This is a genomic window from Frankia sp. AgPm24, assembly GCF_023243055.1.
Lineage (GTDB): Bacteria > Actinomycetota > Actinomycetes > Frankiales > Frankiaceae > Frankia > Frankia umida.
The window spans coordinates 20,834-36,369 of the sequence record NZ_JALKFW010000160.1; the positions used below are offsets into that span (position 1 = coordinate 20,834).

Below are 15,536 nucleotides of genomic sequence, written 5' to 3' on the forward strand. Positions count from 1 at the left end.
GCCGCCTCCTGCGCGGTCCCTTCCGGTGTCGTCGCCCGCGAGGCCCCCGGCCGCTGTGGCTGCTGTGGCTGCTGTGGCGACGCTGGCTGTGGCTGTGGCTGTGGCTGTGGCGGCGCTGGCGCCGGGCTGGCCTCGGTCACGCCGCGGCCGGCGGCACGGCGCTGGGCTGGCGGGCGCGCGCGAACCGAGGCAAAGGCGACCTGGTCGGTCGACGGGGTTTCCAGATTGGCACGACATCGGAGTCAAGCATCCCGCCGACAGTCATGGGTGCCAAACGGGCCGTTCCGAGTGTGTCCGCCGACTCCTTTTGGACATCCGGGCGTCCCATCGTGACCGGATCGGTCTGATCTGGATTGTTCGGTTATCAGCTCACATTTGCCATCTTCGAGCCCACGTGTGGCGGCCGACGGTCATCGGCGCCGGACGGCGGGGATGCTGGCCTTATGCGTTATGCGTTGTTCGCGGATCTGCACGGTCGACCGAAGGCGCTGGAGCGGATCATGGTCGCGGCCGAGCGGGCCGGTGCCGACGAGCTGGTCTGCCTGGGCGACTACCTCGAGGCACGCGTGCCTCGCCGGCTGCACGATCCCGGTCGGGACTGGTCGTTGCCGGCCGTGGTCGACCGGGACCCACCGCTGTGGCGACTGCTGGCCACGGTGCGCCGGATTCGCGGAAACCAGGAGGAGCGCATCCGTGAGCTGCTGCGCCCGGAGCGGACGCCGCCGGAGCTCGCGGCCCTGCTGGACGCGCCGGCCTGGGCGCGGCTGCACGGCCTGCTGGCGCTGCACGGGCATCAGATCCGCTGGGATCTGGTCACCGGGACCCCACCGGCGCGGCTGTCCGCCGAGCCGCGACCGCCCGCGGCTCCGAGCCTGACCCCGCGGGTCGATCCGACACCGGAGGTCGACCTCCTGGTGCCGAGGGCGGTCGACGTGCCGCGCTGGCCGGTGGTCGTCGTCGGGCACACCCACCAGAACGCGGTGTTCGAGATCGACTGGCCGGTTGAGTCGGCGCGCCCCGCCGAACCACCCGTGCGGATGATCTCCGTCGGGCCCGGCGAGGCGCTGCGGGTCCCACCCGCTCCGGTGTCCCCCGAATCGGTGTCATCCGTGGGCGGGTCCGCCGTACCGGTGTCCCCCGCGACCGGCCTGCCGACCGGGGGGCTTTCGGGCGCTGGTGGCAGAACGCTGGTGGTGAACGTGGGTCCGGCGCGCGGGCGAACGCAGAACTGGCTGCTCTATGACACGGATCGTGGTGAGATTTGCTTTCGCACCATCGCGCGGCCGCGTAAGGAATCCGAGCGCGCACGTTCCGAGTAGATGTGGCCAGGGTCCAAGGTCATGGACCTAGGTCCTGTCGCTCTGGACGGATGGGGGACGTAAACTGACCACAGTCTCGATGGAGCCAGCGCCTGCGTTCCCCCCGTACGTCAGGCATCTCGGCTTCATCGGGACTTTTTCTTTGCCCGGGCCTCCCCGAGCGGGAAAGCCCGCGGGGATCCGGGCGGGCGCGGGTACGACGGTTCCGGGAGTGGCCAGGTCGCTGCCCGCCGCCGCCGAGCGACGTGGCCCCGGGTCGACGGGCACCGCGGTCACTCCCGCGGGGTGAAACGCGCCCGCCGCGGGGGGCGTTCGAGCCCGCCAGCCGACCCCGCCAGGCGTACGACCGGCCTGGTCGGCAGGTCGCCCGTCGCCGTGGCACGGTGGCGCGATCACGCCTGTGGCGGCGGGGCGGGCGCCGGACCTGGCGGCCCGGGCCTCGACGGCGCCAGGGGCGTCCGCGCGGGCTGGCCCGAGGCCGCCGACGGGTCACCCCTGGATTCGTAGATCGACGGTGCGGGGGTGACCCTCTTACCAGGGCCCGGCAAAGACGCGACGATGCAGACCCCCGGCCCTGACCGTGACCGGGACATCACCATCACTGTCCGTCCTGGCGCGGACGTCATCGGGGTGACGGAAGAATCGTTCCTCGGGTCGACGTCGCTTTCCCGACAAGGTCCGCTACTTTCGGATAGATGTGAGATGTTTCGTAGGTAACCGTAGTGGGCCCTCGTCGCACCTCCGATCGGGATCGCTAGCCTGTTTTGGGCATGTGCTGACAAAACCGGTCGTCACATCCGGAGGGGTTGTAGGGCTGGCACCTCGTGGCGCCGAGGGCGCCCGGGGCGTTGCCGGTCCAGAGCGGTGCCCACTCGTGCGGATGACTCGGAAGGCAGGGGTGAACAGGTGCATGTCCCCGCGGCACGGATCGTCTTCTCAGCCGACGATCGTGCGGAGATCGCGTCGGCCACGACTGAGATCCTTTCCACCGGCGCGCTGACACTGGGCGCACACACGAGGGATTTCGAGGCCGCATTCGCGGCGGCGCACGAAGCGCCGTTCGCCGTGGCGGTGAGCAGTGGTACCGCCGCACTGGAGATCATTCTTCGCAGTCTGGACGTTCGGGACACGGACGTCATCGTTCCGACCAACACATTCGCGGCGACCGCCTTTGCTGTTCTGCGGGCCGGCGCCAATCCGGTCTTCGCCGATGTGAGTCCCGACACCTTCGCGTTGTCGGCCGACACCGTCGCCGCGGCCCTTACCCCGAACACCCGCGCGGTCGTCCTCGTGCACATCGGTGGTCTGGTGTCACCGGATGTGGAGGACCTCGCCCGCCTGTGCGCCGAGCGCGACATCCTCCTCGTCGAGGACGCGGCGCACGCCCATGGCTGCCAGCACAACGGCACCTTCGCCGGGTCGTTCGGCGTGGCCGGGTCGTTCTCGTTCTACCCCACCAAACTGATCACCAGCGGTGAGGGCGGCATGATCGTCACCGCCGACCCGGCGATCCACGAGGCGGCGCTGATCTACCGCGACCAGGGCAAGGCCGGTTTCCTCGGGAACACCCACATCCGCGAGGGCTACGCCTGGCGGCTCAGCGAGCTGCACGCGGTCACCGGCAAGGTGCACCTGCGCCACCTCGACGAGTTCCTCGCCACCCGCACCCGGATCGCCGCCCGCTACGACGCGGCGATCGACGGCCTGGCCCGACCGGGAGCCCCGGCGCCCGCCAGCCGGCTGCGGCTGCCCCCGGGCGACGTCAACAACTACTACAAGTACATCGTCATGCCCCGCCCCGGTGTCGACCGGGCCCGGTTGAAGAAGGAACTGAAGGAGCGGCACGGCGTCTCCCTGTCCGGTGAGGTCTACGAGGTGCCCCTGCACCAGCAGCCCGTCTTCACCGACTACGCCGGCGGCGCGCTGCCGGTCGCCGAGGACCTCTGCTCCCGGCACGTCTGCCTACCACTGCATTCCGACATGACCGACGCGGAGGCCGAGCACGTGCTGACCTCCTTCGCCGCCGCGCTGGCGAGCCTGGACCTGGACGGGGCAGCATGAGAATCGCGGTTACCGGAGGCTCCGGTTTCATCGGCAGTCACGTCGTCGACCGGCTGCTCGACGCCGGGCACGACGTCCTCTCCCTGGACGTCGACGCCCGCCCGAGCGACCCGCGGGCGACCAGCCTGCAGGTCGACGTCCTTGACCTGCCCGGACTCACCGAGGCACTGCGCGGCGCCGACGCGGTGTTCCACATCGCCGGCATGTCCAACGTCGACTTCGCCTACGCCGATCCTGCCCGCACCGTGCGCCTCAACGTCGAGGGCACCGGCAACGTCTGCGAGGCGGCCCGTCAGGCCAAGGTCGGCCGGGTGCTGTTCGCCAGCACCGTCTGGGTGTACGGCGCGGTCGGGGAGCGGGCCGACTCGTCCCCGCTGACCGAGGACGCCGAGATCACCCTCGGTCGCGCCGGGCATGTGTACACCTCGACGAAGCTCGCCGCCGAACTCCTGCTGCACAGCTACCAGCAGACCTACGGACTGCCGTTCACGATCCTGCGTTACGGCATCCCGTACGGCCCCGGCATGCGCGACGAGCTGGTGCTCGCCCGGTTCGTCCACAAGGCCCTCGGCGGCGAGTCACTCACCGTCGCCGGGGACGGCCAGCAGTTCCGCAACTACGTGTTCGTCCGCGACCTCGCCGACGCGCACGTGCTGGCGCTGCGGCCCGAGGCGGAGAACGCCACGCTCGCGCTCGAGGGCGACGAGTCGGTCAGCGTGCTCGAGATGGCGCAGGCCGTCTGCCGGCACTTCCCCGGCACGACCATCGAGCACGTCCCGGCCCGGCCCGGCGACTTCCGCGGCCGGGAGGTGTCCGCCCGCCGAGCCCTCGACCTGCTCGGCTGGCGGCCCACCACGCCCTTCTCCGACGGCGTCCGGCAGTACGTCGAGTGGTATCTGGCGAATCGGCGCCCACCGGTCCAGGCCGTCTCGCATGTCGACGACCTCGATGTGACCGCCGCCTCGTCGGAATGATCGGCACGATGACCAGCCCATGACGCAGACCGCATGACGCAGATCGGTGGTGTGACGGTGACCGGACCCTCACAGGACGGCGACCTGACGGCTCGGACGCCGGCGCGGCGCGGGTCCGCGCTGCTGTTGTCCGGGTCGCTCGGGATGGGGCACGACGTGATGGCCGAGGCCTGCGGCGCCTCGCTGACCCGGCGCGGGTGGACCGCCCGTACCGGCGACAGCCTGCGCATGCTCGGCGGTCGCAACGGGGCCCGCGGAGAGAAGGTCTTCCGCGGGATGCTCGCCGTGCCCGGCCTGTACGACGCGGTGCACTTCTCGCAGATGCGCACCGGCGGAAAACTCGCCGGGCTCATCGAGCGGACGTCGAGCCGCTACGTCGTCCCCGCCCTGCGCGAGGAACTGAGCACCACACCCACCGATCTCGTCGTCTCCATCTTCGCCACCGGAGCCGCGGCGACCAGCCGGGTCAAGGACGAGTTTCCCGGCCTGGTCACCGCGGTCTTCTCCACCGACTGCTGCGTGCACCGACTGTGGGTGCACGACAACACCGATCTCTATCTGGTGACCTCCCAGACCGCCGCCCGCTATGTGCGGCGGTTCGCGCCGAACGCGCTGGTCTCGGTCGTGCCGACCCCGGTGCGTACCCCCTTCTACGACCCGCCGTCCCAGGAGGAGGCCCGCGCGGAACTCGGCATTCCCGGGGACGCCCCGTGCGTGCTGCTCATGTCCGGCTCGTGGGGCCTTGGCCCGCTGGTGGAAAGCGCCGCGGCGCTCTCCGGCGCCGGGATCTACGTGCTGGCCGTCGCCGGGCGCAACGAGCGGCTCGCCGCGAGACTCACGGCGCTGGCCGAACGCCAGCACAAGGTCATCCCGTTCGGTTTCACCGACCGTATTCCCGCGCTGATGGCCGCCAGCGACCTGGTCGTGACCTCCTCCGGTGACACCTGCAGCGAGGCCCGGGTGATCGGACGGGATCTGCTGCTGCTCGACGTCGTGCCCGGCCACGGCCGGGACAACCTGCAGAAGGAGCTCGAGCGTGGCCATGCCGAGGTCACCAACACCGACCCGGTCTCGCTGACCCGCTCGGCCCTGGCCTGCCTCGACCGGGTCAAGCCCCCCTCGCATCGGGTGGCCATCGGTCCGCAGGCCTGGGAGCAGGCCTTCGACGCCGCACTGGCCCAGATCGGTTTCGGCGCCCACTGGTGAGCCACACCCTTGTTCGGTGTCGCCCCGCCTGGCCCGGAATGCCGCGGCTCGCCGTCGGTGTTGACTGGGACGGGTGGTGGGTGTGAAGCAGACGGGGGTAGGCCGCGTACCGATGGTGTCTTCGAGCGGGCCGGTCCCGCGTGCGGCCGCGGCGGCCGGCAGATGAGCACGGCGCTGCTGGTCGGGCTGCCGACGGCGGCCGTCTCGGCGGGCCTGTACGGCATCGCTCCGCTGGTGCAGGCGCGCGCGGCCCGCGAGGAGGAGACGAGCTCCGGCGGGTTGGGCCTGGGCCTGCTCGCCCATCTGGTGCTGCGTCCGCTGTGGCTGCTGGGGCTCGCGGTCGAGGCCGGGTCGTTCCTGCTCGAGGTCGCCGCGCTGTCGGTGGCCCCGGTCGCGCTCGTCGCCCCGGTGATGGCCCTCGACATGATCGTGTTCACGCTGCTGGCGCAGCGGGTGCTCGGTGAGCGGATCAGCCGTAACGGCTGGCTCGGGGTCGCCTCGATGGTGGCCGGCATCGGCCTGCTCGCCTACGCGTTCGCCCGCCGGGCCGAGGTCGGCAGCTCGGCCAGCACCGATGTCCTGCTCGCGTTCCTCGTGCTCGGCCTCATGTTCGCGCTGTTCTGCGCGTTCCTGGCCAACGTGGCCGCCCGCCGGGGCGGTATCGCCGCCACCGCGCTCGGCTTCGGCGCCGCCGCCGGGGTCTGCTACGCGATCGCGACGCTGGCCACCCGCCAGATCGGGCTGGCGGTGCACGAGCGCCGCGAGGGGCAGTCCACCCTCGTCGACCTGCTCACCACCCCGACCCCGTACCTGCTGGTGCTGTTCTCCGTGCTGGCGCTTGGCCTGCAGCAACGTGGTCTGCAGGGGCGCGCCGCGGTCATCGCCTTCCCGGTCACCAGCGGGGTGTCCGCGTTCCTGCCGGTCACCCTCGGCGTCACCCTCTTCGACGAGCCGGCGCCGGACGGCCCCCAGCGTGTCGCCTTCATCATCGCCCTGACCATGGTCGCCGCCGGCATCGTCGCCCTCGGCCGCGACCGGATGGCCGCCAACCGCTCCGTCGACGAGGCCGAGGACGTCACCACCGAGGGTGCCGTGTCCGAGGGCGCCGTGTCCGAGGAGGGCACCGCGGTGGACCCGGGCACCTCCGCGACCGCGGCCCTGCCTGCCTCGGCGGCTCCTCCGCGCGGCCCCGCGGCGTTCCCCAGACCCAACGATCTGCACGCGACCAACCGCGGAAAGTAGCGAAGGCTGCCCCCGAAGGGCGCGCCACCCTGGCGAAGTGTGATTATCTCGGACTCCTCGGGCCTTGCTGGCGCGGTCTTCGGGTGGGCGCAATTACGGCGGACGTGGCGAGGGTGGACAGCTGGTGACTCTCACGCCACACTAGTCCACGAACAGTGAGCCTGCGTGCGCTTTCGGTGAGAAGGTTGCCGTGGCCGGCCGCCCGGGTTCACCCCCCGATCGCCCGGGCGCCCGGCCGTCTCCGCCTCGAAGCCTCGCCACCGCGAGCCATCCGGGCTATCTGGAACCGTTCTGGCGCGCGGCGCCGTCGCCTGGTGACCGTTCCCGGGCGGGCCGCAGCATCGCGGGGTGCAGCAGACCTGCCTCCCCACGGCGGTAGAGCTCCGCGGGGCGGCCACCGTCGCGGGTGGTGAGGCGTCCGGTCGGGACGAGGAATCCCGCGGTGCCGGTCACCTTGCGATGGAAGTTGCGGGGGTCCAGGCGGCATCCCCAGACCAGCTCGTAGATCCGCCGCAGGGCCGCGACCGTGAACTCCGGCTCGCAGAACGCCGTCGCGACGGCACTGTACTCGATCTTGGAGCGGGCCCGTTCCAGCCCGTCGGCCACGATCGTGGCGTGGTCGAAGGCGAGGTCGGCCGTCGAGGTGTCGCCGAGCGCGGCCCAGCGGCTGTCGGCGGCGTCCGTGCCGGCGACGGGAGCCCGTGACTGCGGGGCCAGGGCCAGGAACGCGACGGTGACCACGTGGCCGCGCGGATCACGGCCGGGGGTGCCGTAGGTCGCGAGCTGCTCGAGATGCGCCGGCGGATGCCGCAGGCCGGTCTCCTCGGCGAGTTCGCGTACGGCGGCGTCGGCGAGGTCCTCCCCGGGGCGGACGAACCCGCCGGGCAGCGCCCACCTGCCGCGATACGGGTCGATCCCGCGGCGCACCAGCAGCACGGCCAACTGGTCGTCGCGGACGGTCAGCAGGACGAGATCGACGCTCAGGGGCACCGGGACGACGCCATCGGGAAGCGAGGGTGGCATGGACCGCACCATATATCGTCACCTTGACGAAAAAGGCCGTCGACGGTTATCGTCACTTCGACGATAAAAGTGACGGTCGGTGCGGGCGCCGACCATTGGGAGGCAGTCATGGCGGACATCAGCCGCGTACCGTTCCTGTGTCACCTGCGGGGGCGTCCGACCTCGTACATCCGGCACCTGCGCGGCACCGAGGTCGCCCACGAGGGCGTCGGCCAGGTCTTCTGGTACCGCCCGCGGACGGCGGTGATCAGCGAGGTGCCGGTGGACGACCGGGAGCTCGCGGTGCTGTTCCACGCCCGCACCTCCGACTTCCAGGACGTCGCGGTGCAGGCCACCGTCACCTACCGGATCGCGGACCCGGCGCTGGCCGCCGCCCGGATCGACTTCGGTATCGACCCGGAGCTCGGCGGCTGGCGGGAGAAGCCGCTCGACCAGCTGGCCGGCCTGATCACCGAGACGGCCCAGCAGTACGCCTCGGACCTGCTCGCCCGCGCACCGCTGACGGCCGCGCTCGCCGAGGGCGTCCCGGAGATCCGGGCCCGGGTGACCGACGGGCTGCGCACGGACACCCGGCTGGTCCAGACCGGTATCGCCGTCGCCGGGGTGCGGGTGGTCGCGGTGCGCCCGGCGCCGGAGGTGGAGAAGGCACTGACCACCCCGACCCGGGAGCAGATCCAGTCCGAGGCCGACCGGGCCACCTACGGGCGGCGGGCACTGGCCGTCGAGCAGGAACGGCGGATCGCCGAGAACGAACTGCAGAGCAAGATCGAACTCGCGGTGCGGGCCGAGCGGCTGGTCACCCAGGAAGGCGCCAACGAACAGCGCCGGATGACCGAACAGGCCGCCGCCGCGGGCATCGCCGCCGAGGCCGAGGCGCGGCGCGCCCGGACCGCCGCCAGCGCGCAGGCCGAACGGGTCCGCATCGAGGCCGCCGCCCGCGCCGAGGCGGTACGCCTGGTCGGGCAGGCCGAGGCGGACGCGGAGGCGGCCCGGGTCGCCTCCGTCACCGGGCTCGACACCTCGGCGATGGTCGCCCTGGCCGTGCGCGACCTCGCCGACCACCTGCCCTCGATCGGCGCGCTCACGATCACCCCGGACATGCTCACCGAACTGCTCAGCCGCCTCGCCCACACCGGGCAGCAGCAGCCATGAGTCTCGCCCCGCGGGCGGTCCTGGTGCACCGGCGCACCGAGTACACCGAGCTGATCGCCCGGCACGGCACCCGTGGCCAGGCCGAGTTCTTCCTGCGGACCCGCGGCCGGGAGCTCGCGCCGGTGCAGGCCGCCGACGAGGCCACGCGGGCGGCCCGCCAGGCGGTGACCGCGGCGATCCCCGCGCACTGGCGGCGCGGCGAGGTGGAGCGGGCCGATCTGGACCGGTTCCTGTTCGCTCCCGACGACGTGGTGATCTGCGTCGGCCAGGACGGTCTGGTCGCGAACGTGGCGAAGTACCTCGACGGCCAGCCCGTCCTGGGCATCAACGCCGACGTCGGACGCAACCCCGGAGTGCTCGTCCGGCACCCGCCCGCCGCGGCGGCCGGCATGCTGCGGGCCCTGACGGGTGAGGACGCGGCCCGGCCAGGCGGGTCGGCCCGCGACCTCACGATGGTGGAGGCCCACTCCGATGACGGGCAGCGGATCCTCGCGCTCAACGAGGTCTACGTCGGCGACCCCGGACATCAGACCGCCCGGTACGTCCTGCGGGTCCCGGCAGCCGCGGTCACCGAAGCCGCGGTCACCGAAGCCGCTGCCGGGCTGGTGGCGGAGCGTCAGGCGTCGTCCGGTCTGCTGGTGGGCACCGGGACGGGAGCGACGGGCTGGTGCCGTTCGGTCTGGGCGCAGCGTGGCGGCGAGATCGACCTGCCGGCGCCGACGGCGGGCGCGCTGGCCTGGTTCGTCCGGGAGGCGTGGCCCTCGCCCGAGACGGGCACCGCCCGCACACAGGGCGGGCTGACCGGGGCGGCCCGCCTGGAGGTCCTGGTCGAATCGGATCGGATGGTCGTGTTCGGCGACGGCATCGAATCGGACGCGATCGAGCTCTCCTGGGGGCAGCGGCTCACCGTCGGTGTGGCGCAGCGCCGCCTGCACCTGCTGTGACCAGATCAGCCGCGGCGGCGTACCCGGCGGGTCGGACGGGTGCCTACCTGGCGACCGGGGCGTCGGATGGCGCCTGCCGCGGACGGGCCGGCGGGGGGCCGGCGCCGTCCGCGGGGCATCGAGTGACTGGTCACACGAGGAAGCGTTCGATGGCCTTGCGAACCCGCAGGTTCGCCTGTGCGAAACTGATCTTTCCGTCCACGTAGGCCGACAGCGCCGCGCGGCGGACCCGATCCACTCGTTGGTCTTCGTTCGGGGTGTTGAGCAGGTTGGTCGTGGCAGTGGCCACGGCGATCACCTCCCGGTGGCAGGGGAACTCCGACGGTGCTGTTCGTACGGGGTCGCCGACCAGGACCCGCGTCCGCCGTGGGAGAGCGGACCCCGGTCGTGGCCCTGGGTGCCAAAGTGTGACAAGAGGGCGCTGACGCTGGCGGCGGGATCCGTCGGGCCGGCAGCCACCGAGACCCAGGCCCTCCGTGTGGGACGGGTGAGTTCTGGGCCGGTGGCCGGTGGGCCGTGCCGGCGAGGAAGGTCAACTCCACCAGCACGGACCGTGGCGTGAGGGCGGGTCGGCGCCTGCGGCTAGGAGGGCGTCAGCAGGGCCGCGCCGGTTACCCGACCAGCCCGATGCTCGCCGGCCGGCACCCGGCGCCAGGCGGGTACGTCACGCTGGCCGGGGCAACAGAGCGAGTGTGGTGCGCGGGGACGACAGCGACCGCCGGACCGCGCCGACGCGGCCACCTGGGCCGGGGCAGCGGATATCGGCGTATGGGTAGCCGAACCGTCAACACTGGTCACGACGACTGCCCTCCTCCGCGTAGGAGCGGGCCACCGGGCCCGCATTGCCCGTCCAGAGGACGAGGGATGACAAAGGCACCGTGTCGTGCGCCCGCCCTGCCCGGACCGACTGTTGCGCCGCGCATCCCGCACGATGCGCGGCGTGAGCGTCGTACCCGGACCTGCCGCGACCACAACGACACGATCACGATAACAACGACACGATCACAACAACAAAGCTCTACTGAACATCTACAAGAGTGCGCGTCCGGGAGCCGTTGCGCAAGAGCCAACCGGCACGTAACGCGACCGAGGGTGTGAGGGCCGACGTCGGGACGTTCGTCCCGCCCGGTCCGGCCCCGTTGGGACAGGCTGCCGGACCGGATCGGACGGACGTCACCGCACCGGGGCGGGGGTCACCCCACGTGTACCCGCGCGCGATCGAACTCCCCGTCACGGGCGCCGGCGAGGAAGGCGTCCCACTCGCCGGCGGTGAAGGCGAGGACCGGGCCGAACGGGTCCTTCGAGTCGCGGACGGCGACCCCCTCGCCCAGCGGCGCGATCTCCACACACATTCCGCCCGCACCGTTGCTGTAGCTGCTCCGGCGCCAGGTCAGCTCGGTGTGGTCCTGCGGATCGGGCTTCGCAAACATGGTCATGTGAGTTCCTTTGCCACCGAAAGTATCATCTGGACGGATTCCTCGGGCCGCAGCGCGGCGGCCAGGAGATGATCCATCTTCAATTTATATCGGCGGACTTCCGCAACGCGCTCGATATAGAGGCTACCGGCCGCCTCTTCTATATAGACTACTTCGTGGTCTTCTGAGTCCGGGAAGCCGAGTATCGAGAAGGCGCTGCCCAGACCGGCATGTGCGCCCACGTCGAAGGGAATCACCTGAATGGTCACGTTCGGGAGTTCGGACCTTTTGGCAATGAACTCGAGCTGTTCGCGCATAACCGCCCGACCACCGATCTCGCGGCGCAGGACGGCCTCGTCAAGGATTACCCACAGTCGCGGGTGGTTCGGCGCGGTGAGGCGGTGCTGCCGGTCCATCCGGAGTGCGATCTTGCGATCGATCTCCTCCGCAGCGACCTCCGGGTCGTCGGCGCGGATGACCTGACGGGCGTAGTCACCGGTCTGCAACAGGCCGTGTACCAGCTGTGACTCGTAGACCTGGATGGACGTCGCGTCCCCTTCCAGGCCGATGTAGATCTCGAACCAGGTGGGGACGACGTCGTGGTACGAGTGCCACCAGCCGTGTCGGCGCGACTCCCGGGCCAGCGCCATCAGCGCGTCGTGCTGCTCGCCCTTGGCGACGCCATAGAGGCCGAGCAGGTCGGAGACGTCGCGGGTGCGCACCGGCACTCGGCCGTTCTCCATGCGGCTGACCTTGGAGATGGAGCAGCGCAGGAGCTGGCAGACCTCGTCCACGGAGACTCCGGCGCTCTCTCGCAGCCGCCGCAGTTCGGCTCCCAGCCGCCTGCGTCGCACGGTCGGACCGCCACTCGTGGCCATCGTTCGTCCTTCGGTCGGTTCGGAGTGATGGATGCATCCTGCCACCGGATCGCCACTCCTTATCCACAGTGTGCGCCTCTGAGTAGCGAAACTCTTACAGGAGCTGTTGCAGAAGCCGTGCGCGGGGGTGTCGGGCGACATGATGAGCTACCTTGAGTGGCGGAGTAATTCCTCTAAGTGAGATGGTGGAAGTGGCTCCTGATATACAGGGAGTAACCGGCCGGCCCGCACCCAGGTCCAGGGGGGTGCCCAAGCGCCGGCTCCGGGCGGCTGGACGCCGAGCCCCGCCCGGAGCCGGCCGCCACGCACCGTCACGCTCTCTGCCGCACCGCCACGCACCGCCACGCACCGCCACGCACCGCCACGCGTCGTCGCATCACCACGCGCCGCCGAACCCTGGTTTCCCGCCGACGCGCCTCGGCGCCGCTCGCCGTCACCGTTGCCCACGAACCAGCGCCGCCCGGCGATCCCGAATCGCCCGGACGATACTCGAAAGGCGCGAACGATGCAGACTCGCCGCTTTCAGGTGTACGACGGAGACGGTGAACTCGTCGCCACATTCCCGGAATGGGAAACGGCGCACACCTGGGCACACCACCGGGCCGCGGAACCCGCGGCCCGCCCACCCGTACAGATAGAGGACCGTGTGGACCGGCGTACCTGGACGGTCGATGGTGGGCGTTGTCGGTTGACGGTGTGGCGACGCCGGGTGGAATACGGCTACTGCGAAGGCGCGGAAACACCACGGTCGGTGCGTGCGCCGTCGGCCGAGCCCGTGTGCGCGCCGGCGTCCGTCCCGCGCCGGCGCGGGTCGACGGCCGACCCGTTGACCGTCGAGGGGGTGGTGCTGGCCGGCGGCGGACCGCCACAGCCGCGGACCTGACCATCACTGGTACCGTCTGTGGCTTGGAACTGTCGCGACCCGCTGGTCCCGCGCACCCCGCTGACCCCCGGCTGCCCGCCGTCGTGCGTCAACTGCGCGCCGCGGGCTGCGTCTTCGCCGAGGACGAGGCGCTTCTGCTCGTCGATGCCGTCGATGCCGTCGAGGGCGGGGCAGGTGGGGTCGAGCCCATCCCTGGTGATCTTGATGCTCTGGTGGCGCGTCGGGTGGCCGGTGAGCCTCTGGAGTACATCCTCGGCTGGGTTGAGTTCCACGGTCGACGGGTTCTGGTGGAGCCGGGTGTGTTCGTGCCGCGCCGGCGGACCGAACTGCTCGTCGATCTGGCGCTGCGGCGCATCCGCGACCCGTCGCGGGTGATCGTCGTGGATCTGTGCTGCGGGTCTGGTGCGGTGGCCTCGGCGATCCTGGCGCGGCTGCCGACCGCGCGGGTGCACGCCGCCGACCTCCAACCCGAGGCGGTGCGGTGCGCGCGGCGCAACCTGACCGGGCTGGGCGGCCGGGTGCACGCCGGAGACCTCTACACCGCGTTGCCCACGGACCTGCGCGGCCGGGTCGACGTCCTGATCGCGAACGCGCCGTACGTGCCAAGCGACGCCCTCGGCCTGATGCCGCCCGAGGCACGGGAACACGAACCACGCATCGCCCTGGACGGCGGGACGGACGGCCTCGACGTGCTGCGCCGGGTGATCGCCGACGCGCCGGACTGGCTCGCCCCCCAGGCCATCCTGATCATGGAGGCTGCTGACCGGCAGACAGCGGCGCTGCTCGAGGCGGCCGCCAGGGTCGGTCTGACCGCCCGGGTCGCGCGATCCGAACCGCTCGACGCCGTCGCGGTCGTCGCGAGTCGCTAGTACGCGGTCCACGAACACGCGGGGACAGCACCGTCGTCACGGGTCGCCGCTGGCGGCCCGGCGGGACGGATCGATCCTGCTACCGGGACCAGAGGGGGAGGTGGGGGTGGCGGCTCAGGTGGGGGTGGCGGCGCCGGCGGAACGGGTGGCGCGGGGCGGCATCGGCAGGGCGGGCGCGAGCGGGCTGGAGGTGAGCCGGCTGCCAAGCCAGCCGGCGGCAGCCGCGGCCGGCCACAGCCGGCTGGCCGCGTTGCGCGCCCGGATGCCCGCCCAGGTCGCCGGCACCAGCAGATGGGAGGCCTGTTCCACGCCACGTTGGCGTGGATCGGCGAGCCGGCGGTGGCGCGCCTCGTAGCGGCGCAGCGCGGCCCGGTGGTCGTTGGGGGTGGCGGCGAGTTCCTCGGCGAGCGCGAACGCACCTGCCATGGCCAGCGAGGGCGCGTCGCCGAACAGGGACACGCAGGAGGCGGCGTCGCCGACGAGCGTGATCCGCCCGGTGGACCAGGTCGGCATGTGCACCCGGCTGACCGCGTCGAAGTAGAGGTCCTCGGTGGCCTGGGCCCGGGCGAGCAGTTCGGGGGTGCGCCAGGTACCGCGGCCGAACGCGGCGGCGAGCAGAAGGCGATGCTGCTCGATGTCGCGGTGGTTGAAGTCCGGGATCTGCGCGTGTCGGAACGCGAAGAAGGCGATCGGCCCGTCGGCCGAGGGCTGCAACGCGACCACCCGACCGGGCGTGTTGTGCATCACGACCTCGCGGCCGTAGTCGGCTGGCCCGTCAAAAGGCACGGTCGCGCTGTACAGCCCGAGATGGCGGACGTAAGCGGACTCCGGACCGAACGCCAGACGGCGTACCGTCGAGTGCAACCCGTCGGCCCCGACGACGAGGTCGAACCGGCGGGTCCTCCCATGGTCGAAGGTGACGTCCACCCCGTGCTCGTCCTGCGCCAGGGCGGCGATGGAGTCACCGAAGACGAACTCGGCGTGCGGGGCGCTGGCCTGCTCCAGGATCGCGGCGAGCGTGCCGCGCGGAACCTCGATGTCATGCCCGCCGGTCGAGCGTGCGAGGGCACGCAGGTTGACCCGCCCGGTGCCCCGCCCGTAGCCATCGACGAACCGCATGCCCGCGACACCCGTGGCGGCCGCCCGCAGCAGCCCGAGCGTGCCCATCCGCCGGGCCACCTGGAGGGCCTGACCGCGGACGTCCACCGGGCTGCCGCTGGTGCGCTGCCACAGCCCGCGCTCGACCACCGTGGGGCGGAACCCATGCCACGCCAACCAGTACGCGAGCGTCGTCCCGGCGATGCCGGCGCCGGAGACGAGCACCGTCCGGTTGCCCATGGATCCTCCGTGGGTGGGTGGGGCGAGCGCACAGCGGGTGGGGGCGGCGATCGGTGGTGGGCACGGTTCGGTGGCGGTGGTCAGGGCGGGGCGGTGGTCAGGGCGGGAAAGTCAGCGTACGACCCGCTTGGGAAATCGATCTAGGTTCGAATGCGCGGTGTGACGAACATCGGCCAACCCCGCGTTCGGGCGTGGCGCGTTGTACTGCTTTGCGGCTCTTCGGCGTATCGCT

Annotated in this window: 14 protein-coding genes; 9 read left to right on the forward strand and 5 right to left on the reverse strand. The window is 71.6% G+C overall.

The window, feature by feature from the left end:
• Window positions 1-443: 443 nt before the first annotated feature.
• From MXD61_RS08545 to MXD61_RS08565, 5 genes are all read left to right on the forward strand, one after another.
• A complete protein-coding gene (locus MXD61_RS08545; RefSeq protein ID WP_248812300.1) occupies window positions 444-1,319 on the forward strand; it encodes a metallophosphoesterase in 876 nt (291 codons plus the stop codon).
• A gap of 906 nt (window positions 1,320-2,225) precedes the next feature.
• Window positions 2,226-3,380: a DegT/DnrJ/EryC1/StrS aminotransferase family protein gene (locus MXD61_RS08550; RefSeq protein ID WP_248812301.1), complete on the forward strand. Its 1,155-nt coding sequence runs from the start codon at window positions 2,226-2,228 to the stop codon at window positions 3,378-3,380.
• Window positions 3,377-4,354, forward strand: coding sequence for an NAD(P)-dependent oxidoreductase (locus tag MXD61_RS08555; protein ID WP_248812302.1), 978 nt, complete (start codon window positions 3,377-3,379; stop codon window positions 4,352-4,354). The genes MXD61_RS08550 and MXD61_RS08555 overlap by 4 nt, the downstream gene beginning before the upstream one ends.
• A 33-nt stretch (window positions 4,355-4,387) precedes the next feature.
• The gene (locus MXD61_RS08560) at window positions 4,388-5,560 is read left to right on the forward strand and encodes a glycosyl hydrolase (RefSeq protein WP_248812303.1); all 1,173 of its coding nucleotides are present in this window, start codon (window positions 4,388-4,390) and stop codon (window positions 5,558-5,560) included.
• A 162-nt stretch (window positions 5,561-5,722) separates the two neighbouring features.
• A complete protein-coding gene (locus tag MXD61_RS08565; RefSeq protein ID WP_248812304.1) occupies window positions 5,723-6,802 on the forward strand; it encodes a DMT family transporter in 1,080 nt (359 codons plus the stop codon).
• 276 nt (window positions 6,803-7,078) lie between these two features.
• Here the strand turns inward: MXD61_RS08565 and MXD61_RS08570 are convergent, their stop codons facing one another.
• Complete coding sequence (locus tag MXD61_RS08570; RefSeq protein WP_225438498.1) at window positions 7,079-7,825, reverse strand: NUDIX domain-containing protein; 747 nt, start codon at window positions 7,823-7,825, stop codon at window positions 7,079-7,081.
• A 108-nt stretch (window positions 7,826-7,933) separates the two neighbouring features.
• Between MXD61_RS08570 and MXD61_RS08575 the strand changes: the two genes are divergently transcribed.
• Complete coding sequence (locus tag MXD61_RS08575; protein ID WP_248812305.1) at window positions 7,934-8,977, forward strand: SPFH domain-containing protein; 1,044 nt, start codon at window positions 7,934-7,936, stop codon at window positions 8,975-8,977.
• Window positions 8,974-9,921: a hypothetical protein gene (locus MXD61_RS08580; protein WP_248812306.1), complete on the forward strand. Its 948-nt coding sequence runs from the start codon at window positions 8,974-8,976 to the stop codon at window positions 9,919-9,921. Before MXD61_RS08575 ends, MXD61_RS08580 begins: the two co-directional genes overlap by 4 nt.
• A 130-nt stretch (window positions 9,922-10,051) precedes the next feature.
• Here the strand turns inward: MXD61_RS08580 and MXD61_RS08585 are convergent, their stop codons facing one another.
• From MXD61_RS08585 to MXD61_RS08595, 3 genes are all read right to left on the reverse strand, one after another.
• Complete coding sequence (locus MXD61_RS08585; protein WP_175084866.1) at window positions 10,052-10,210, reverse strand: hypothetical protein; 159 nt, start codon at window positions 10,208-10,210, stop codon at window positions 10,052-10,054.
• Window positions 10,211-11,114: 904 nt separating this feature from the next.
• The gene (locus tag MXD61_RS08590; protein WP_248812307.1) at window positions 11,115-11,357 is read right to left on the reverse strand and encodes a DUF397 domain-containing protein; all 243 of its coding nucleotides are present in this window, start codon (window positions 11,355-11,357) and stop codon (window positions 11,115-11,117) included.
• Entirely contained in the window at window positions 11,354-12,214 is an 861-nt protein-coding gene (locus MXD61_RS08595; protein WP_248812308.1) for a helix-turn-helix transcriptional regulator, read from the reverse strand. Before MXD61_RS08595 ends, MXD61_RS08590 begins: the two co-directional genes overlap by 4 nt.
• 505 nt (window positions 12,215-12,719) lie before the next feature.
• Between MXD61_RS08595 and MXD61_RS08600 the strand changes: the two genes are divergently transcribed.
• Window positions 12,720-13,097 (forward strand): hypothetical protein, encoded by a 378-nt coding sequence (locus MXD61_RS08600; protein ID WP_248812309.1) that lies wholly within the window; start codon window positions 12,720-12,722, stop codon window positions 13,095-13,097.
• Between the two features lie 23 nt (window positions 13,098-13,120).
• Entirely contained in the window at window positions 13,121-13,966 is an 846-nt protein-coding gene (locus MXD61_RS08605; RefSeq protein WP_248812310.1) for a putative protein N(5)-glutamine methyltransferase, read from the forward strand.
• 114 nt (window positions 13,967-14,080) lie between these two features.
• On the opposite strand, the gene MXD61_RS08610 is transcribed toward MXD61_RS08605, so the two are convergent.
• Window positions 14,081-15,304, reverse strand: coding sequence for an FAD-dependent monooxygenase (locus MXD61_RS08610; protein WP_248812311.1), 1,224 nt, complete (start codon window positions 15,302-15,304; stop codon window positions 14,081-14,083).
• Between the last annotated feature and the right edge of the window lie 232 nt (window positions 15,305-15,536).

Bases quoted from the DNA above. Each gene is read 5' to 3' on its own strand.
- MXD61_RS08545 (WP_248812300.1), top strand. From the start codon at position 444: ATGCGTTATGCGTTGTTCGCGGATCTGCACGGTCGACCGAAGGCGCTG.
- MXD61_RS08555 (WP_248812302.1), top strand. From the start codon at position 3,377: ATGAGAATCGCGGTTACCGGAGGCTCCGGTTTCATCGGCAGTCACGTC.
- MXD61_RS08560 (WP_248812303.1), top strand. From the start codon at position 4,388: ATGACGCAGATCGGTGGTGTGACGGTGACCGGACCCTCACAGGACGGC.
- MXD61_RS08565 (WP_248812304.1), top strand. From the start codon at position 5,723: ATGAGCACGGCGCTGCTGGTCGGGCTGCCGACGGCGGCCGTCTCGGCG.
- MXD61_RS08570 (WP_225438498.1), bottom strand. From the start codon at position 7,825: ATGCCACCCTCGCTTCCCGATGGCGTCGTCCCGGTGCCCCTGAGCGTC.
- MXD61_RS08575 (WP_248812305.1), top strand. From the start codon at position 7,934: ATGGCGGACATCAGCCGCGTACCGTTCCTGTGTCACCTGCGGGGGCGT.
- MXD61_RS08580 (WP_248812306.1), top strand. From the start codon at position 8,974: ATGAGTCTCGCCCCGCGGGCGGTCCTGGTGCACCGGCGCACCGAGTAC.
- MXD61_RS08590 (WP_248812307.1), bottom strand. From the start codon at position 11,357: ATGACCATGTTTGCGAAGCCCGATCCGCAGGACCACACCGAGCTGACC.
- MXD61_RS08595 (WP_248812308.1), bottom strand. From the start codon at position 12,214: ATGGCCACGAGTGGCGGTCCGACCGTGCGACGCAGGCGGCTGGGAGCC.
- MXD61_RS08600 (WP_248812309.1), top strand. From the start codon at position 12,720: ATGCAGACTCGCCGCTTTCAGGTGTACGACGGAGACGGTGAACTCGTC.
- MXD61_RS08610 (WP_248812311.1), bottom strand. From the start codon at position 15,304: ATGGGCAACCGGACGGTGCTCGTCTCCGGCGCCGGCATCGCCGGGACG.